21 protein-coding genes and 4 tRNA genes are annotated in these 18,336 nt (G+C 63.2%); 20 read left to right on the top strand and 5 right to left on the bottom strand.

Translation table 11 applies throughout. The features are described from left to right. Positions 1-27 precede the first annotated feature (27 nt). Together tssB and tssA are read right to left on the bottom strand one after the other, a co-directional pair. The gene (gene tssB / locus H7F36_RS03075) at positions 28-546 is read right to left on the bottom strand and encodes a type VI secretion system contractile sheath small subunit (RefSeq protein ID WP_222620457.1); all 519 of its coding nucleotides are present in this window, start codon (positions 544-546) and stop codon (positions 28-30) included. 42 nt (positions 547-588) lie between these two features. Beyond that, entirely contained in the window at positions 589-1,629 is a 1,041-nt protein-coding gene (tssA, locus tag H7F36_RS03070) for a type VI secretion system protein TssA (protein ID WP_187053286.1), read from the bottom strand. Between the two features lie 137 nt (positions 1,630-1,766). On the opposite strand from tssA, the gene tssJ reads away from it, so the two are divergent. Next, complete coding sequence (gene tssJ / locus H7F36_RS03065; protein WP_261802477.1) at positions 1,767-2,225, top strand: type VI secretion system lipoprotein TssJ; 459 nt, start codon at positions 1,767-1,769, stop codon at positions 2,223-2,225. Positions 2,226-2,248: 23 nt separating this feature from the next. Here tssJ and H7F36_RS03060 read toward each other — a convergent pair whose 3' ends face one another. Both H7F36_RS03060 and H7F36_RS03055 read right to left on the bottom strand, forming a co-directional pair. After that, positions 2,249-3,391, bottom strand: coding sequence for a type VI secretion system protein (locus H7F36_RS03060; RefSeq protein WP_187053284.1), 1,143 nt, complete (start codon positions 3,389-3,391; stop codon positions 2,249-2,251). After that, complete coding sequence (locus tag H7F36_RS03055) at positions 3,388-4,740, bottom strand: DotU family type IV/VI secretion system protein (RefSeq protein ID WP_187053283.1); 1,353 nt, start codon at positions 4,738-4,740, stop codon at positions 3,388-3,390. The genes H7F36_RS03060 and H7F36_RS03055 overlap by 4 nt, the downstream gene beginning before the upstream one ends. A gap of 197 nt (positions 4,741-4,937) precedes the next feature. Between H7F36_RS03055 and H7F36_RS03050 the strand changes: the two genes are divergently transcribed. Continuing rightward, complete coding sequence (locus H7F36_RS03050; protein ID WP_187053282.1) at positions 4,938-5,612, top strand: LuxR C-terminal-related transcriptional regulator; 675 nt, start codon at positions 4,938-4,940, stop codon at positions 5,610-5,612. Between the two features lie 24 nt (positions 5,613-5,636). Here H7F36_RS03050 and H7F36_RS03045 read toward each other — a convergent pair whose 3' ends face one another. Further along, positions 5,637-6,248: a chalcone isomerase family protein gene (locus H7F36_RS03045; protein WP_187053281.1), complete on the bottom strand. Its 612-nt coding sequence runs from the start codon at positions 6,246-6,248 to the stop codon at positions 5,637-5,639. A 370-nt stretch (positions 6,249-6,618) separates the two neighbouring features. Here H7F36_RS03045 and trpE point away from each other — a divergent pair, with 370 nt between their 5' ends. The 18 genes from trpE (at position 6,619) to rplL (ending at position 18,110) form a co-directional block, all read left to right on the top strand. Beyond that, positions 6,619-8,121: an anthranilate synthase component I gene (trpE, locus tag H7F36_RS03040; protein WP_187053280.1), complete on the top strand. Its 1,503-nt coding sequence runs from the start codon at positions 6,619-6,621 to the stop codon at positions 8,119-8,121. Further along, positions 8,118-8,516: a GxxExxY protein gene (locus H7F36_RS03035; RefSeq protein WP_187053279.1), complete on the top strand. Its 399-nt coding sequence runs from the start codon at positions 8,118-8,120 to the stop codon at positions 8,514-8,516. Before trpE ends, H7F36_RS03035 begins: the two co-directional genes overlap by 4 nt. A gap of 20 nt (positions 8,517-8,536) precedes the next feature. Beyond that, positions 8,537-9,121 (top strand): anthranilate synthase component II, encoded by a 585-nt coding sequence (locus H7F36_RS03030; RefSeq protein WP_187054778.1) that lies wholly within the window; start codon positions 8,537-8,539, stop codon positions 9,119-9,121. Between the two features lie 65 nt (positions 9,122-9,186). Next, complete coding sequence (ltaE, locus tag H7F36_RS03025) at positions 9,187-10,179, top strand: low-specificity L-threonine aldolase (RefSeq protein ID WP_187054777.1); 993 nt, start codon at positions 9,187-9,189, stop codon at positions 10,177-10,179. A gap of 23 nt (positions 10,180-10,202) precedes the next feature. Then, positions 10,203-11,249, top strand: coding sequence for an anthranilate phosphoribosyltransferase (trpD, locus tag H7F36_RS03020; protein WP_187053278.1), 1,047 nt, complete (start codon positions 10,203-10,205; stop codon positions 11,247-11,249). Position 11,250: 1 nt separating this feature from the next. Further along, on the top strand, positions 11,251-12,063 hold the full coding sequence (gene trpC / locus H7F36_RS03015; RefSeq protein WP_187053277.1) for an indole-3-glycerol phosphate synthase TrpC: 813 nt from the start codon (positions 11,251-11,253) through the stop codon (positions 12,061-12,063). A gap of 20 nt (positions 12,064-12,083) precedes the next feature. Beyond that, positions 12,084-12,791 (top strand): uracil-DNA glycosylase, encoded by a 708-nt coding sequence (locus H7F36_RS03010; RefSeq protein WP_261802476.1) that lies wholly within the window; start codon positions 12,084-12,086, stop codon positions 12,789-12,791. Positions 12,792-12,854: 63 nt separating this feature from the next. Continuing rightward, positions 12,855-12,940 (top strand) — tRNA-Tyr (locus H7F36_RS03005). Between the two features lie 72 nt (positions 12,941-13,012). Further along, positions 13,013-13,086 (top strand) — tRNA-Gly (locus H7F36_RS03000). A gap of 40 nt (positions 13,087-13,126) precedes the next feature. Next, positions 13,127-13,201: transfer RNA gene (locus tag H7F36_RS02995), tRNA-Thr, on the top strand. 72 nt (positions 13,202-13,273) lie between these two features. After that, positions 13,274-14,464 carry an elongation factor Tu gene (gene tuf, locus H7F36_RS02990; protein WP_187053275.1) on the top strand — a complete coding sequence of 397 codons (1,191 nt, stop codon included), beginning with the start codon at positions 13,274-13,276 and terminating at the stop codon, positions 14,462-14,464. An 11-nt stretch (positions 14,465-14,475) separates the two neighbouring features. After that, positions 14,476-14,551, top strand: a tRNA-Trp gene (locus H7F36_RS02985). Between the two features lie 72 nt (positions 14,552-14,623). Next, on the top strand, positions 14,624-15,007 hold the full coding sequence (gene secE / locus H7F36_RS02980) for a preprotein translocase subunit SecE (RefSeq protein ID WP_187053274.1): 384 nt from the start codon (positions 14,624-14,626) through the stop codon (positions 15,005-15,007). Beyond that, a complete protein-coding gene (gene nusG, locus H7F36_RS02975; protein WP_187053273.1) occupies positions 15,007-15,606 on the top strand; it encodes a transcription termination/antitermination protein NusG in 600 nt (199 codons plus the stop codon). The genes secE and nusG overlap by 1 nt, the downstream gene beginning before the upstream one ends. A gap of 148 nt (positions 15,607-15,754) precedes the next feature. Continuing rightward, on the top strand, positions 15,755-16,186 hold the full coding sequence (gene rplK / locus H7F36_RS02970) for a 50S ribosomal protein L11 (protein ID WP_187053272.1): 432 nt from the start codon (positions 15,755-15,757) through the stop codon (positions 16,184-16,186). Next, positions 16,187-16,885: a 50S ribosomal protein L1 gene (gene rplA / locus H7F36_RS02965; RefSeq protein ID WP_187053271.1), complete on the top strand. Its 699-nt coding sequence runs from the start codon at positions 16,187-16,189 to the stop codon at positions 16,883-16,885. 261 nt (positions 16,886-17,146) lie between these two features. Continuing rightward, a complete protein-coding gene (rplJ, locus tag H7F36_RS02960; RefSeq protein ID WP_187053270.1) occupies positions 17,147-17,692 on the top strand; it encodes a 50S ribosomal protein L10 in 546 nt (181 codons plus the stop codon). Between the two features lie 46 nt (positions 17,693-17,738). After that, positions 17,739-18,110 (top strand): 50S ribosomal protein L7/L12, encoded by a 372-nt coding sequence (rplL, locus tag H7F36_RS02955; RefSeq protein ID WP_187053269.1) that lies wholly within the window; start codon positions 17,739-17,741, stop codon positions 18,108-18,110. Positions 18,111-18,336: the final 226 nt, after the last annotated feature.

Genomic DNA, 18,336 nt, shown 5'->3' with positions numbered 1-18,336 from the left:
TTGTCCGTTGGATGGGTTGGGCGTTGTTCAGGCAGCAGGCGCACTGTCTTCAGGCTTCTTCGTCGCGGCCAGCGTGGCCAGCAGGGCCGGGTCTTCGAGCACCTTGGCCAGCAGGTCTTCGGCGCCGCCCTTGCCATCCATGTAGGTGACGAGATTCGAGAGTTGCGTGCGGGCTTCGAGCAGTTTTTTGAGCGAGTCGACTTTCTTGGCGATGGCGGCGGGCGAAAAGTCGTCCATGTTCTCGAAGGTGATGTCGACCTTGAGGTCGCCTTCGCCAGTCAGCGTGTTGGGCACCGAGAACGCGGCGCGTGGCTTCATGGCCTTCATGCGCGTGTCGAAGTTGTCGGTGTCGAACTCCAGGAACTTGCGATCGCCCACCGGTGCCAGCGGGTCGGCCGGCTTGCCGGACAGGTCGGCCAGCACACCCATCACGAAGGGCAACTGCACCTTCTTTTCGGCGCCATAGAGCTCCACGTCGTACTCGATCTGGACCCGGGGTGCCCGGTTGCGGGCGATGAATTTCTGACTGCTCTTGGACATGGAAATCTCCTTGCGGATGGTGTGCGGGTCGTTGAAAAGGGAAGGGCGCTAATCGGAACTCGGCCGCTTGCCGGTGACGGTCTCGATGGTGTCCATCGCGTTGGGCGCGAGGTTGGCCATGATTTCGAAGAAGTCGACGCCGATGAGCTTCTTGGCGCGCTCGATGAGCAGCGGCGCCGGATTGCCGGGCTCGGCCTGTACGAGGTAGCTGATGACACGGTCGAGCATGTGCAGCGCGTCTTGCCGCGTCGTGATTTCGCCGCGTGCTACAGCGGGCGATGCGGCAGTGCCGGACGCGGCGGTTTCGGCTTCCGTTGCTGGCGCGACGTCGGCTTCAGCCTGCACTGGCGAACCGACCGCACTCGCTGCAACCTTGTGGAGCAGATTGCCCAGGCTGCGCAAGCCGTCCATATCGACGGCGTCGTGACGGCCAGTGCGTTCGCCAAGCAGCGCGTGCAAGGCCGTGATCGTTGCGCGCACATCGAGCAGCGACTTCAGGGCGTCCGGCCGCTCGGTATGGATCTCTTCGAGTGCGCCATGAATCTGCGCCGTCGAATACGTCGGCTCGCTCCCCGTGGCACCGAGCAGGTTGTGCGCGATCGCGATGTCGCGTACGCGAATGGCTCCGACACCGCGCGCCACGCCGACTCGCGCGTCGTACAGATCGCGCAGCACCATCGCATCGTCGGTCAGCGGCATGAGCGCGTTGAGGCGCATCGTCGGGTCGTTGCCGTCGTCTGCATCGAGCTTTGGATGTATGCCGTCCCAGTACGTGTCGAGCAACGACGTCAGCAGGCCGAGGCCCGCAGCGAAGCCCGGCATGCCGTCGAGTCGTGTAGCAGCGCGCAGCAGCAGCATCGCGGCGCGCACGTCCTTGGAACGGCGCAACACTGCATCGGCCTGTTCTGCTACTTGCCGCCAGTCGGGTTCGACAGCGGGGAAGACTGTGTCGCCGAACTGCTGCTCCGCCTTGCCTTGCGCCAGCGATGCCAATGCCGTGAACGCCGGGTCGTACTCCAGATCGTCGCCGCAAGGAGAGGCTTCGTTGATCGGGAGTTGCAGCGCTTCGACGAGTTCGGGGGTCAGCATGTTGCCTGTTCGAGTTGACTGGTGATAATCAAAGATGCCTATGAACGGGTCAATGCAACGAAGGGAATAGCATGCGATCGCCTGGTACACACCGTTTGCCCTATGGTCGGTTTTCCATAGCGACCCTGCGGCGCCGCATGACCGCATCGGGCGTGTTGCTCGCCGGCCTCGTGCTCGCCGGTTGCAGCGCACCTCCTCCGCCCAAGCCGGTGGTGACGCAGGTCTCCATGACGTTGACTGCAGGCCCCGACGCCAATCCCGATACGCGCCTGCGCCCGTCGCCGCTCACGGTTCGCGTGTATGCGCTCAAGTCGCCGGGACCGTTCGAGAGCGCCGACTTCTTCTCGCTGTTCGAAAAAGACCAGGCCACGCTCGGCGCTGAAATGGCGCAGCGCGAAGAAGTTCTGCTGCGACCCGGCGAGAGCAAGAAGCTCGAAATGACGTTGGCCGCGGACGTCAAGGTCATCGGCGTGATGGCGGCGTATCGCGACCTGGAGCGCGCACGCTGGCGCGAGGTCAAGGTGCTGCAGGTCGGCAAGCCGCTGGTGATGACGGCGACCTTCGGCGCGCGGCAGATCACCATCGATCCGAAGTGATCCGGCAGTGATCCGGAAGTGATCTAGGCATCGAAGCGCGCCAGCGGCTGGTCGGCCGGCAAGAAGCGCTCGAACAGATCCGACGAAAAGGCGGCGCCCGATGCGTCCGCGCCCGAAGGCGTCGAGCCCGTGAGGTACAGCCCGCGCCAGCGGTGCGGGCGACGCTGGTCCCCGATGCGGCCGAACAGCGCGTCGGCCAGCTGACGCAGCCCTGGTTCCATGGCGCGGACCTGTTCGACGAACGCATGAATCGCCAGTCGGTCCGCCGCTGTGCTGGTCTGCCGCAGCAGCGCCATGCGCAATGCATCGAGCCCCTCGATGATCGAGTCGAAGGCTTCGGTCGCGCGCTCTTCGGCGCGGACGCTGGCCGCCGCACCAGCGCCCGCAATGCCCGACCAGCGATAACCGATCACCTGCGTCAGCACGTCTTTCGACAACGACGAGCGGAGCGTGTCGTAGCCGGTCAGTTTCTCGAGGCCGGTGACCACGAGGTAGATCGGCAGTCGCAGATGCAGGTGTTCGGCGGCTTCGTCGATCAGGCGGCGCATGCGCATGGCCGATGACTCCTCCTTTGTTCCGGCCGCTCCCGTTGTCGCTGGCAACAGGCTGCTCGCGCCGACGCAAACGACGATGCCGTTCAGCGGCAGGCGTGGCCGCTCCTGCACCAGCACCAGCAACGCCCGGTACCACGAGCGCCGTACGCGTGCGGGGTTCGCTTGCTGCAGCACCTGCGGATCGATGCCGATGGCGACCATCGATGGCAGTGCGTGCCAATGCCAGAAATGCCAGAAGGGCTGGAATGTGTCGGCGTCGCCCGCCGAAGCACTCGCTGCATCGAGCAGGCGTGGCACATCGGCAGCCGCATCGCCGAGGAACAGAAACCAGGGCGTGCGATACAACGTTGCACGGCCGCCGGTCGAACGCATCGAGGACTGGCGGGCCTGCCGGGGTGCGTCGCCCAGGCCGTCGAGCGTGGCCTGCTCGGCCGGCGATTCGGCAGGGCCGCAGAGCGTAAGCAGCTTCTGCAAATCACGGCGCCGCGCCACTCGGCGCCGACCCGTGATGCGCCACCACAGCGCTGTCGCCCCGCCGATGCAGACGGTCACCAGCAGCCAGAACACGAGCGGGAGCTGGGTCAGCACGGTCACGGCGGGGGTGGCAGTCATCGTTCCGCGGTCTCCAGGAAGAGGAACTCCGCGATCAGCCTGTCGCCGCCCTTGTTGGCGGCGAGCGCCTCACGCAGCTTGAGCAGATACGCCGATGCCAGCTCGAACGGCGGGCGGTCCGGCGCCTCCGGAAACGGGGAAGGCGACGCCAGCGCGACCACCATCACGGTGCCGAAGGGGGGGCTTACCAGCCAGCTCGCCGGGATGTCCTTGCCGAACACCAGGCGTTGCCCGGCGACGAAACGCGTCGGCTCGCCCGCGCCGCTCAAATGCTGCACCGCGCCGTCGGCCGTGTAGTAGTCGACCCGCACGTTGCCCTCATAGTTCGGTGCGGTCACTTCGATGCGCACGGCATCGCCCTCCCGCAGCCGGCCATCGTGCGCCGATGGCGCCGTCACTATGAGGTCGAACGTCTTGTCGCGGTTTCGGGTCTGGTACGGCTTCAGGATGGCGACGACCTCGCAATGCGGCCACACGCGCAGCCGCAAGTCGAAGGTCGCGGACGACATGCCGGGCATGGCGCGCACCTCGCGTTCGACCTTGGCGATGTCGTCGGCCAGCGGAACGAAGCCGTTGATGTGCAACGCGCTGAAGGCACCGACGGCGCCGGTCACGCCCCAACTCGCTTGCAGGTCGGCACATGCGTAGCTGCGCAGTTGCTGATCGAGCCGCTGCTCGGCGCTGGCGGCGGTCTGCCGCGGCCCGGCCAGCAGCAGCCACAACAGCGCCATGAGCGGGACGAGCACCGCACCGGCGGCAATCGCACGCAAGAGCGCACGCTCGCGCCGCTCCGGGTCGCGCGGCGGCACGGTGCGGAGCAGGGCGTAAGGCTGCGGCGTGATGCGGTCCTTCGCCAGCGTGGCGATAGCGGCCGGTACCACCGGCAACTGGCGGCCGTGCAAGTCCTTGAGCTTGCCGAGCTCGCCGCCGTCGCCGGCCTCGAAGTAGTACTGGCCGGTAAAGCCGTTGGCCAGCGCGTACCAATACACCTCGCGTACCGCATCGTCGCCTGCCTGCAGGCCGGAGAGGTGATGAAAGAACTCGCTGTGTGCGTTGCTGGAATTGAAGAGCTGTGCCTGCAGCGGCGGAGCAGCGTCGGTCCAGTGGCGCTGCCGCGCGAAAATTTCGTCGAGCCACGCGACCATTGCGAAGGCGGCCGATTCGACCTGCGCGGGCGGGGTGCCGCGTGCCGTTGCTGCCAGTCGCGCCTCGGCGAGCAGCCGGCGTGCTTGTGCCTGTGCATCGGCGCGGGTGGTCGGCTCGGCAACGCCGGCGCGCAAGGGGTCGACGGCGTCGATCGCCAGGCCGTACGAGAAAAGGGCGGAGAACTGATCGAGCAGGCGCGCCATCGATTGCCCGCGTCAGCAGTGGATGAAGACGCACATGCCCATGTCTCGTCCCTCGGGTGTTGAGGCGATTCTTTCGAGCCGCGCCGCGCAGCACCATATCCCGTGGGGACTATGCCGTCCGCTCGGCGCAAGCCGCTTGCCGCGCACGCCGAAGGCCGCTATCTTCAAGACTGGTCCATAAAAGCGCGGAACTAGTCATGAAAATCCTGATCGCCGACGACCACCGGCTCGTCATCGAGGCGGTCAAGGCCAAGTTGGCGGAACTCGAACCGGGCATCGAGTTCGTGCTGGCCATGAGCGTCGACGAGTTACTCGCCGGGGCTTCGGACGACCTCGACCTGGCCGTGATCGACCTCAACATGCCTGGCGCCGACGGCCATGCGCACATCGACGAGATGCGGCGTCGCCATCCGGCGGTGCCGGTGATCGTGCTGTCTGGCTACGAAGACCCGGTCATCATGCGCACCGCACTGGCGCACGGCGTGCTGGGCTTTATTCCGAAGGCGTATTCGCCCGAGGTGATGTTGTCGGCGGTGCGGCTGGTGCTGGCCGGTGGTGTCTATGTGCCACCGATGATGCTGTCGGCGCTGCCGCCCGGCATCATGACGGGCGTGCCGGCAGTGGAGGCGGCCGCGCGCGTCGCGACCCCAGCCGCGGCCCACACGCTCGACCATCTGCGCAACGTGCTGACCGAGCGGCAGGTCGAAGTGCTGCAACTGCTGTCGCAGGGCAAGCCGAACAAGTTGATAGGGCGCGCGCTCGGCATCAGCGAAGGCACGGTCAAGATTCACCTGGCAGCGATCTTTCGGGCGCTGAACGTGCGCAACCGGACCGAGGCGGTCGTCGCTGCGCAGACGCTGGCGGAGGCCTGAGCTCCCGCGTTCGACGAATCGCGGTCAGCTGCTGCGGCCGAGCAGCGCGTCTTTGAGCCGGTAGTCCGCAGGCGACGGACCGAGCCAGATGCGTACCAGGGCGTTGAAGAACGCCACTTCCTTGATCGGATCACTCTGCATCGCGCCTCTGACCGTGATGACCGTGCCCGTGCCTGGAATCCAGTCGATCGTGAAGGTGTCGCCGGTCTTCAGCGTCTTCTGGTCGGCGAACATCTGGCCCATGCGAAGCAGGCCCGGAATGAGCTGCGAGAACTCGGCGCGCGGTGAGTTGTCTTCGACGCCGCGGGTGAAAAGTTTGCCCAGCTCATTGGCATCGATGTCGCGCAGCATCGTGATGGTCACGCGCTTGGAACCGGTGGCGGCCAGCACCTCTTCAGGCGTGCCGGCCTTCTTGCCCAGATACAGGCCGGCGGTGTAGACCTTGAAGATCGCCTTGAAGCGAATGCCCGCGCCGTTCAGTTGCAGGGTCTCGCCTTTCAGGCTGACGCTGTCTTCGAGCTTGACGCCGGAAACATCGACGGTCGCTGCATTGGCCGTGCTGATCGTGCAGGCGGTGCTGATGGCGACCAGCGACAACAGCGTTGCCGCGATGCGTTGACGAAATCGTGTGCGCATTTCAGTTTTCCTTTTTTCCATCCAGAACGCGGATGTTCTTTTGTGTAACTGGATTTTCGGTCGGTCTTGCGTCAGCGGCGTCCGTAGAACCCCGCGCAGGCAAAAGTACGACATGCCGGCCGCTTGCAGCGCGAAAGGCCGCTGCTAAACTTGCGTCCACATGTTCGTTCATCACATCATTCAGACTGGTCAGGGCCGTCGGGGAGCCTGGCCCTGGCGTAGCCCGCACGGCGCCATCTGACTGATCGGCGCGACACTTGTTGCGCCCCCGCGGACCCGAAATGCACGCCACGCACTCGGGTCACCCCCATGAAGACTGATTTGCCGAAATCGACCGACGACGCGTCGTGAGGCAACGGAGAACGAACCTGTGATCACCGAACTCGAATTCAAAAGCCTCAGCGCGCAGGGCTACAACCGCATCCCGCTGATGGTGGAAGCCTTCGCTGACCTCGAAACTCCGCTCTCGCTCTACCTCAAGCTGGCACACACCAAAGACGGCGGCAAATACAGCTTTTTGCTTGAATCCGTTGTGGGCGGCGAGCGCTTCGGGCGCTACAGCTTCATCGGCCTGCCGGCGCGCACGTTGATCCGGGCCAGCGGCTTCGGAGCCGCAGCGCGTACGGAAGTCGTGACCGACGGGCAAGTCGTCGAAACTGCCGAAGGCAATCCGCTGGACTTCATCGATGCGTACCAAAAGCGCTTCAAGGTCGCGTTGCGGCCAGGGCTGCCGCGCTTCTGCGGCGGGCTGGCTGGCTACTTCGGATACGACGCGGTGCGCCACATCGAGAAGAAACTCGAAGCCAGCTGCCCACCCGACACGCTCGGCTGCCCCGACATCATGTTGCTGCAGTGCGAAGAGCTGGCCGTCATCGACAACCTTTCGGGCAAGCTCTATCTGATCGTCTACGCAGACCCGACGCGGCCCGAGGCGTACACCATCGCCAAGCGCCGCCTGCGCGAGTTGCGCGACCAGTTGAAGTACTCGGTCAGCGCGCCGCAGGTGAAGCCGACGCAGGCGCATCCAGCCGAGCGATCGTTCGCAAAGGCCGACTATCTGGCAGCAGTGGACCGCGCCAAGGAGATGATTGCCGGCGGCGAATTCATGCAGGTACAGATCGGCCAGCGCATCAGCAAGCGCTACACCGAGTCACCGCTGTCGCTGTACCGCGCGCTGCGCTCGATGAACCCGTCGCCCTACATGTTCTATTACGACCTGGGCGATTTCCACGTGGTGGCCGCGTCGCCGGAGATCCTGGTGCGTCAGGAGAACATGCCGAACGGCGAGCAGAAGGTGACGATCCGTCCGCTGGCGGGCACGCGTCCGCGCGGCGCGTCGGCCGAGCTCGACAAGGCAGCCGAAGTCGAGCTCATCAACGACCCGAAAGAGCGCGCCGAGCACGTGATGCTGATCGACCTGGCGCGCAACGACATCGGCCGCATCGCGAAGATCGGCACGGTGAAGGTGACCGAGGCTTTTGCCGTCGAGCGCTACAGCCATGTGATGCACATCGTGAGCAACGTCGAAGGCACGCTGAAAGACGGCATGACCGCCATCGATGTACTGAAGGCGACCTTTCCGGCCGGCACGCTGACCGGCGCGCCCAAGGTGCACGCGATGGAAGTCATCGACCAGTTGGAGCCCGTCAAGCGCGGCATCTATGGCGGTGCGTGCGGCTACATCAGCTACGCCGGCGACATGGATGTGGCCATCACCATCCGCACCGGCATCATCAAGAATCAGGTGTTGCACGTGCAGGCGGCGGCGGGTGTCGTTGCCGACTCCGTGCCCGAGCTGGAATGGAAAGAAACCGAAGCCAAGGCGCGCGCGCTGCTGCGTGCGGCCGAACTTGTCGAAGAGGGATTGGAATGACTGCCGTCGAACCACAGAACGCACAGAACGACTTCTCGCACGAGATCATCGGCGCCGCTGTCGAGGTGCAGCGCGTGCTCGGCACCGGGCTGCTCGAAAGCGCTTACGCCGCTGCACTGGAAATCGAACTCGCCGAACGCGAGATCGGTTTTATCCGCAATGTGCCTTTTGGCGCGATGTACAAGGGCCGGCCACTCGGCGACGTGTATCGCGCAGGATTCGTCGTCGAGCAATCGGTCGTCGTCGAGTTGAAGGCGGCCGAGTTGCTGACCGACCTGCATCGCGCGCAAGTGATGGCGGCGCTGCGACTGTCGGGGCTCAAGCTGGCGCTCTTGATCAACTTCAATGTGTTCCCTGTCGTCAAGGGTGTCCATCGGATCGTGGGCAAGCCATGACGCAAGCCGCGAAGCACGCCATGAGAGTGCTGATGATCGACAACTACGATTCGTTCACCTACAACATCGTCCAGTACTTAGGTGAGCTGGGGGCGGAGGTCGATGTGGTGCGCAACGACGGGATCACGGTGGCGCAGATCGGCGAGCGTGTGGCGGCGGGTATCACGCGGCTGGTGGTGTCGCCGGGGCCCTGCTCGCCGGCCGAAGCCGGCGTGTCGGTGGCGGCCATCGAGGCTTTCGCGGGCAGGCTGCCGATCTTGGGGGTGTGCCTCGGGCACCAGGCCATCGGCGCGGCCTTCGGCGGCAAGATCGTCCGCGCGCAGCAACTGATGCATGGCAAGACGAGCCAGATCACGACCACACGCGAGGGTGTCTTCGCCGGCCTGCCGGAGAAATTCACGGTGAACCGCTACCACTCGCTGGCCATCGAGCGCGACAGCTGTCCGGCCGATCTGTCAGTCACCGCATGGACCGACGACGGCGAAATCATGGGCGTGCGCCACACCGCTTTTGCGCACGATGTTCGCATCGAAGGTGTGCAGTTCCATCCCGAATCGATCCTGACAGAGCACGGCCACGCCATGCTCAAGAACTTTCTGGAGTAATCACCTTGACCGCCACGAAAACCGTCGACCTTCGCAGCGACACCGTCACCCAGCCGACCTCCGCGATGCGCGCTGCCATGGCCGCGGCACCGTTGGGCGACGACGTCTTCGGCGCCGACCCCAGCGTCAATGCATTGCAGGAAAAGATCGCCGACATGCTCGGCTTCGAAGCGGCCCTGTTTGTGCCGACCGGCACGCAAAGCAACCTCTGCGCGATCCTGTCGCACTGTGGTCGCGGTGACGAGTACATCGTCGGCCAGCAGGCGCATGCGTATCGCTGGGAAGGCGGAGGTGCCGCGGTGTTCGGCAGTGTGCAGCCGCAGCCGCTCGACCATGCGGCCGATGGCACCTTGCCGATCAGTGCGATCGAAGCCGCCATCAAGCCCGACGATGCGCACTTTGCGCGCACAAGGCTGCTGGCGCTGGAGAACACGCTGGGCGGCAAGCTCTTGCCGTTCGACTATGTGCAGGCCGCGACCGATCTGGCCAAGGCCAAAGGATTGCAGCGGCACCTCGATGGCGCGCGGTTGTTCAATGCGGCGGTGGCGCAGGCTGCCCAGAGCGGTGGCGACGTTCGCGTCGAGGCGCGGCGTATCGCGCAGTGCTTCGAAAGCGTGTCGGTATGCTTCAGCAAGGGCCTCGGCGCACCGATCGGCTCTGCGTTGTGCGGCTCGCGCGAGCTCATTGCGAGCGCTCACCGTATTCGCAAAATGGCCGGTGGTGGCATGCGGCAGTCCGGCTTTCTGGCTGCGGCGGCATCGCATGCGCTCGACCATCACATCGATCGGCTGGCCGACGATCACGCGCTGGCAAAGCGGCTTGCGGCAGGGCTGGCGGGTATCGACGGGCTCATGGTCGAGGCGCCGCAGACCAACATGGTTTTCGTTGATCTCACCGGCGCTGCCAAAGAACGCTCGGTCGAGTTGCTGGCCGCGTTGAACGCGCAAGGCATTCACACGATGGGCTTGTACCGGCTGCGCTTCGTCACGCACCTCGATGTGGATGCGGCGGGCGTCGATCGTGCAGTGACTGCCATCCGTGGCTTCTTCAACGCCTGAATCAAAAATCCAAGAGAGACAACATGATCACTCCGCAAGAAGCACTGCAACGGACCATCGAACATCGCGAAGTGTTTCACGACGAGATGCTGCACATCGTGCGGCTCATCATGAGCGGCGAGTGTTCGCCCGTGATGATGGCCGCGCTCATCACGGGCCTGCGCGTCAAGAAGGAAACCATCGGCGAGATCACCGCTGCCGCACAAGTGATGCGAGAGGTGTCGACCAAAGTGCCGGTAAAGGACACCAAGCATCTGGTCGACATCGTCGGCACCGGCGGCGACGGCTCGCACACCTTCAACATCTCGACCTGCTCGATGTTCGTCGCGGCCGCGGCCGGCGCGAAGGTGAGCAAGCACGGCGGCCGCAGCGTGTCGAGCAAGTCGGGCAGCGCCGACGTGCTGGAGTCGCTGGGCGTCAACATCAACCTGAAGCCCGAGCAGATTGCCAAGTGCATCGAGGACGTCGGCATCGGTTTTATGTTCGCGCCTAACCATCACCCGGCGATGAAGAACGTTGCGCCGGTGCGCAAGGAACTCGGCATCAAGACCATCTTCAACATCCTGGGCCCACTGACCAACCCGGCCGGAGCACCCAACATGCTGATGGGCGTGTTCCATGCCGACCTGGTCGGCATTCAGGTGCGAGCCCTGCAGCGTCTAGGCACCGAGCACGCACTGGTGGTCTATGGCCGCGACGGCATGGACGAGATTTCGCTGGGCGCCTCGACGTTGGTCGGTGAACTGAAAGACGGTGAGATCCGCGAGTACGAGTTGCATCCGGAAGATTTCGGTTTCGCGATGTCGAGCAACCGCGCATTGCGCGTGGAGACGCCCGACGAATCGAAAGCCATGCTGCTCGGCGTGCTCGACAACGAGCCAGGCGCGGCGCGTGACATCGTCGTACTGAATGCCGGTGCGGCGCTGTACGCAGCGAACGTCGTCGACTCGGTGCTGGCCGGCGTGGAGCGTTCGCGTGCGGTGATCGAATCGGGCGCGGCCAAGGCCAAGCTGGCCGAGTTTGTCTCAGCGACGAACACGGCAGCCATGAACACCGCGGGAGCGCACTGACATGTCCGCCGACATCCTGAACAAGATCGTTACGGTCAAGCACGAAGAAGTGGCCGCTGCAACGCGCCGTACGCCGCTCGAGCGCATTCGCTTCGACGCCGAGAGCCGCGTGCTGACGCGCGATTTCGTCGGCGCGATGCGCGCAAAGATCGCAGCGGGCCAGGCGGCGGTGATCGCCGAGGTCAAGAAGGCGAGTCCGAGCAAAGGCATCATTCGCGAAGACTTCATTCCGGCCGACATCGCACAAAGTTATGCCGAGGGCGATGGCACCGCGGGCAGCGTCAGCGCGGCCTGCCTTTCAGTGCTCACGGACAAGCAGTTTTTCAAGGGCGAGATCGACTACCTGAAGCAGGCTCGGGCGTCTTGCGACCTGCCGGTGTTACGGAAGGATTTCATGGTCGATGCATGGCAGATCTACGAATCGCGCGCGATCGGCGCCGATGCCATCCTGCTGATCGCATCGGTGCTCGACGATGCGCAGATGAAAGACTTCGAGGCGATCGCGCTGGGGCTCGGCATGGCGGTACTGGTGGAAGTGCACGGTGCGGTGGAGCTCGACCGTGCGCTCAGGCTCAAGACGCCGCTCGTCGGCGTCAACAACCGCAATCTCCGCAACTTCGAGGTGTCGATCCAGACCACGATCGATCTGCTGCCGAGGCTGCCAGCCGATCGGTTGCTGGTTACCGAATCCGGCATTGTGACGCGGGACGACGTGGCCGCTCTGCGCGCTGCAGGGGTTCAGGCCTTTTTGGTCGGCGAAGCGTTCATGCGCGCCAAAGAGCCAGGCGAGGCGCTCGCCGATTTGTTCAAGTGAGCCGCGCGCCAGATGATCAATTGACGCGCGCCGATCCGGCGGACTGGCCTGTGGCTCCCGGCTGGCAGCCGCTCGTCGACACGTTTTTTGCGAGCGCAGCGGGTCAAAAGCTTTTGTGCTTTTTGCAAACGCGACTGGCCGCTGGTGCAGTGATCTTTCCGCCGCGCCCGCTCCGCGCGCTGGAGCTTACACCCCCTGAGGAAGTGCGCGTCGTCGTCCTCGGACAAGATCCGTACCACGGTCGCGGCCAGGCTGAGGGGCTGGCGTTTTCCGTGGCGCCAGGCGTCAGGGTGCCGCCGTCGCTGCGCAACATCTTCAAGGAGCTGGAGCGTGATGTCGGTACACCCCCGCCACCGTTTCCCGAGCCTGGGGGCAGTCTGGTTGAGTGGGCTGAAAAGGGTGTGCTGCTGCTGAACACCTGCCTCACGGTCGAAGAAGCGCAACCTGCCAGTCATGCGGGTCGCGGCTGGGAAATCTTGACCGACGCAATCATTCGCCATGTCGGCGCCGGCAACGATCCGGCGATGTTCATGCTGTGGGGCGCACATGCGCAGAGCAAGCGGGCGTTGATCGACATGCAGCGCCACAAGGTGCTGACGGCGAACCATCCCTCTCCGCTGTCGGCACTGCGGCCGCCCCTGCCGTTTATCGGCTGCGGGCATTTCAGTCAGGCACGTGCCTGGCGAGAGGCGCAGCGTTCCGTGTCCGGTGGGAGCGCCGGGATTTAGGCGCTCTTGGTGCGCAAGGGACTCGAAACCGCCTCCGAACCATGCTATATTCCGCGGTTCGCCGGAGAGGTGGCCGAGTGGTTAATGGCAGCAGACTGTAAATCTGCCCTCTTACGAGTACGCTGGTTCGAATCCAGCCCTCTCCACCAGCGACGAAATGGATTTCAAGGGCGTTGGCACCGTGAGAAACGGGCATTTGGGGTGCGCTGATGGCTCCCGATGCGGGAGTAGTTCAATGGTAGAACCCCAGCCTTCCAAGCTGATGACGCGGGTCCGATTCCCGTCTCCCGCTCCAGAAATTCCGGATCGCCGCAGGAATGCGTTGTTTTGTACAGGCCCTTTTGGCTCAGTGGTAGAGCACCCCCTTGGTAAGGGGGAGGTCGCGGGTCCGATTCCCGCAAAGGGCACCAGTTTTGGGGTTGCAGCGCCTGGTTTGCAGCTCGCGTAGATACGTTGATATCTTTTTTTTCGGAGTCGAGAAAATGGCAAAAGGAAAATTCGCCCGTACCAAGCCCCACGTGAACGTGGGCACCATCGGTCACGTCGACCACGGCAAGACCACGTTGACGGCGGCCCTGGCCACCGTGCTGTCCGCTAAATTTGGCGGCGAAGCCAAGGCGTACGACCAGATCGACGCGGCGCCTGAAGAAAAGGCCCGCGGCATCACCATCAACACCGCCCACGTCGAATACGAAACGGCCAACCGCCACTACGCCCACGTCGACTGCCCCGGCCACGCTGACTATGTGAAGAACATGATCACCGGTGCCGCGCAAATGGACGGTGCGATCCTGGTCTGCTCCGCTGCTGACGGCCCCATGCCCCAGACCCGCGAGCACATCCTCCTGGCCCGCCAGGTCGGTGTCGGCTACATCATCGTCTTCCTGAACAAGTGCGACATGGTCGACGACGCCGAGCTGCTCGAACTCGTCGAAATGGAAGTACGCGAACTCCTGGACAAATACGATTTCCCAGGCGACGCCACCCCCATCATTCACGGCTCCGCCAAGCTCGCCCTCGAAGGCGACAAGGGTCCCCTCGGTGAAGAAGCCATCATGAAGCTGGCCGACGCCCTGGACACCTACATCCCCCAGCCGGAACGCGCCATCGACGGTGCCTTCCTGATGCCGGTGGAAGACGTGTTCTCCATCTCTGGCCGCGGCACCGTCGTCACCGGCGCTGTCGAGCGCGGTGTCATCAAGGTCGGCGAAGAAATCGAGATCGTCGGCATCTCGCCAACCCAGAAGACCACCTGCACCGGCGTGGAAATGTTCAGGAAACTGCTCGACCAAGGCCAGGCTGGCGACAACGTCGGCGTGCTCCTGCGCGGCACCAAGCGCGAAGACGTCCAGCGCGGCCAGGTGCTCTGCAAGCCCGGCTCCATCAAGCCGCACACCCACTTCACCGCCGAAGTCTATGTCCTGTCCAAGGACGAAGGCGGCCGTCACACGCCGTTCTTCAACAACTACCGCCCGCAGTTCTACTTCCGCACGACGGACGTGACCGGTGCGATCGAGTTGCCAGAAGGCAAGGAAATGGTCATGCCTGGCGACAACGTGAGCATCACCGTGAAGTTGATCAACCCGATCGCCATGGAAGAAGGCCTGCGCTTCGCCATCCGCGAAGGTGGCAAGACCGTCGGCTCTGGCGTCGTGGCCAAGGTCCTCGCTTAAGAAGATAACGAAGGGGTATAGCTCAATTGGCAGAGCGTCGGTCTCCAAAACCGAAGGTTGTAGGTTCGATTCCTACTGCCCCTGCCACCTGAGGTGGCAGCTCTTGAAAAGCCCGTCATGTCCTGACGGGCTTCGGCGTCTAAGGAAACACAGCCAACCATGGCAACTTCTCAAATCGAAACCGTGAGCACCGGTGCAGACAAAGCCAAATTGGCTGCGGCGGTGTTGCTGGCTGTGGGCGCCATCGTCGCGTTCTACCTGCTCACGCGCCAGGGCTCGCTGGTGCAATGGGCCGTGTTGCTCGTGTTGCTCGCGGCAGCGGTGGGTGCCTTCGCCAGTTCTGAAAACGGCCGACAGCTCTGGGCTTTCGGGCGTGACTCCTGGCGTGAGGTCAAGAAGGTCGTCTGGCCGACGCGCAAGGAAACGATGCAAATGACGGCGTACGTGTTCGGCTTCGTCGCGATCATGTCCGTTTTCCTTTGGCTCACCGACAAGACGCTCGAATGGGTGTTTTTTGACCTCATTCTGGGTTGGAGAAAATAATGACCGAAGAAGTTGTTGAAGCCACGCCGGAAGAGGTGAATCCGCTGTTGGCACCTGCTGCCAACCCGGATCTGCGCTGGTATGTGGTGCACGCTTATTCTGGAATGGAAAAGGCCGTCGAACGCAACATCCTCGAGCGCATCGGCCGCGTGGGGATGCAGGCCAAGTTCGGTCGCATTCTGGTGCCGACAGAAGAAGTCGTCGAAATCAAGAATGGCCAGAAGCGCACCACCGAGCGCCGCTTCTTCCCGGGCTACGTGCTGGTCGAAATGATCATGGACGACGAGAGCTGGCACCTGGTGAAGCACACCAACAAGGTGACTGGTTTTGTCGGCGGCGCGAAAAACCGGCCAGCCCCGATCTCGCAAAAAGAGGTCGAAGACATCGTCAATCAGATGCAGCAGGGCTCCGAGAAGCCCCGTCACAAGGTCGAGTTCATGCCGGGCGAGTTCGTGCGCGTCAAGGACGGCCCGTTCACCGACTTCAATGGCACCGTCGAAGAAGTGAACTACGAGAAGAGCAAGGTCCGCGTTTCGGTCATGATCTTCGGCCGCGCGACGCCGGTCGAGCTCGAGTTCAGCCAGGTCGAAAAGACCTGAGCCAGACCTGATGCCGCCGGTCGGAAGACCGGAACCAATTCCGACCGCGCGTAGTCCGACTCGCACGCGGTTTTTTTCGAAGAGTCGTTAACCCCCGGGGAGCCGAGGCTGAAACAGCCAACGCGTTATCACCCGCAAGGAGAAAAGCATGGCGAAAAAAATCGTCGGCTTCATCAAGCTGCAAGTGCCAGCTGGTAAAGCCAACCCCTCACCGCCTATCGGTCCCGCATTGGGCCAGCGCGGTTTGAACATCATGGAGTTCTGCAAGGCGTTCAACGCGCAGACTCAGGGCGTCGAGCCAGGCCTGCCGCTGCCAGTGGTCATCACTGCGTTCGCTGACAAGAGCTTTACCTTCATTATCAAGACGCCACCAGCGGGCATCCTGATCAAGAAGGCGATCAAAATTGACAAGGGTTCGGCCACGCCGCAATCGGTCAAGGTCGGCAAGATCACGCGCGCCCAGCTCGAAGAGATCGCCAAGACGAAGATGAAGGATTTGACCGCTGCCGATTTGGACGCAGCGGTTCGCACCATCGCCGGCACTGCCCGTTCGATGGGCGTGACTGTGGAGGGCGTGTAAATGTCCAAGCTCACCAAAAAACAAAAAGTGTCTGAAGGCAAAGTGGACAGCGACAAGCTGTACGCCTTGATCGAAGCGATTGGTCTCGTGAAAGACGCGGCCACCGCCAAATTCGACGAATCGATCGACGTCGCAGTGCAACTCGGCATCGACGCGAAGAAGTCGGATCAAGTCGTGCGTGGCGCTGTCGTGCTGCCCAACGGCACCGGCAAGACCAAGCGTGTGGCTGTGTTCGCCCAGGGCGCAAAGGCTGAAGAAGCCAAGGCGGCCGGTGCCGACATCGTCGGCATGGACGACCTGGCCGCGATGGTCAAGGCGGGGAATATGCCTTTCGACGTGGTCATTGCTGCGCCGGATGCCATGCGCGTCGTCGGTACGCTGGGCCAGATCCTCGGCCCACGCGGTTTGATGCCGAACCCGAAGGTCGGCACTGTGACGCCCGACGTCGCCCAAGCGGTTCGTAACGCGAAGGCAGGCCAGGTGCAGTTCCGTGTCGACAAGGCCGGCATCATCCACGGCACGATCGGCCGTCGTTCTTTCGACACCGACAAGTTGCAGGGCAATCTGGTTGCACTGATCGAAGCGCTGGTGAAAGCCAAGCCGGCGACCAGCAAGGGTGTGTTCCTGCGCAAGGTGGCTGTTTCGTCGACGATGGGCATAGGTGTCCGCGTGGACACGCAAACCATCTCGGCGAGCTGAGAGAGCAAGAGAATTTGCCCTGCCGTTCGAACGGCGGGGCGATGTGGTGGGTCGCGGCAGCTTCGGTCGCCGTGGGCCATCCAAGACCGCTGGTGTGCAGGGCAGCCTGTACTTAATTGCCTTTCCCGCGCGAGAGGCGGCCAGCGCAGATGGCGATCCCGCTGCAAAGGATTTGTTTCCTGAACGGTTGGTCGCTGCATGAAGCGCGTCCCGAGGCTGTGGCAAAAACCAGGCTGAGAGGCGCATTAAAAGGAGTAGACCTTGAGTCTGAATCGCAGTGAGAAAGAAGCGGTCATCGGTGACGTGACCAGCCTCGCCGCAAAAGCTCAAACGCTCGTTCTGGCGGAATACCGTGGCATCACGGTTGCCGATATGACCAAGTTGCGCAATGAAGCGCGCAGCAAGGGTGTGACCCTCAGCGTGTTTAAAAACACGCTGGCACGCCGTGCTGTCGCTGGTAGCGCATTCGAAGTCCTCGGTGACCAGATGACCGGTCCGCTGATCTACGGTTTTTCCGTCGATGCCGTGGCCGCCGCGAAAGTGGTGGCCGATTTCGCGAAGACTAACGACAAGTTGGTAATTCGCGGCGGTGCATTCGGCGGCAAAGTCCTGGACGTGAACGGCGTGAAGCAACTGGCCAGCATTCCTTCGAAGGAAGTGTTGTTGGCGCAATTGCTGGGCTTGATGCAATCCCCCATTTCCCGTACCGCTCGCGTGCTCGCGGCGCTGGCGGCGAAACGTGGCGAAGGCGCGGCAGAAGCAGCAACCGATGCACCTCCGGCAGAAGCCGAAGCGCAGCCAGCGTAAGCCGGCTTGCGTTTGAACATTTCAACCCAATTGTTAGGAAACAAAAATGGCATTCGATAAAGACGCATTTCTGACCGCGCTCGACAGCATGACGGTCCTGGAACTCAACGACCTGGTGAAAGCCATCGAAGAGAAGTTTGGTGTGAGCGCTGCCGCCATGGCAGGCCCTGCTTCCGCCGGCCCGGCCGCCGCAGTCGCTGAAGAACAAACCGAATTCAACGTCATGTTGATGGAAGCTGGCCCGAACAAGGTCTCGGCGATCAAGGCTGTGCGCGAAATCACCGGCCTCGGCTTGAAAGAAGCCAAGGATCTGGTCGAAGCCGCTCCCAAGGCTGTCAAGGAAGGCCTGTCCAAGGCTGACGCCGAAGTTGCCAAGAAGAAGCTGGAAGATGCCGGCGCCAAGGTGGAACTGAAGTAATTCGGTTTCCGCGAAGGGCTGGAGGGCTTTATGGCCCTCCAGCCTTTGCCGCTTTCAGAGCACGTTCAAAATCCATGCTGCGGCGCGGTTTTTAACGGGCTCCGAGAGGCCACCAGAAAGTCAATTCAAGACTTTCTAGTGTCTTCTGACCCCGACTACAGAAGACCCCTTGGTTCGGGCGATGTGCAATGCATCGCCGTCCGCCAGGGCTGGTAGTGGCCAGCCG

Origin of the sequence: Variovorax sp. PAMC28562, from assembly GCF_014303735.1 — a bacterium.
Classification (GTDB): domain Bacteria; phylum Pseudomonadota; class Gammaproteobacteria; order Burkholderiales; family Burkholderiaceae_C; genus Variovorax.
Note: the sequence above shows the minus strand (reverse complement) of the source record. Positions and strands in the feature narration are given on the sequence as shown.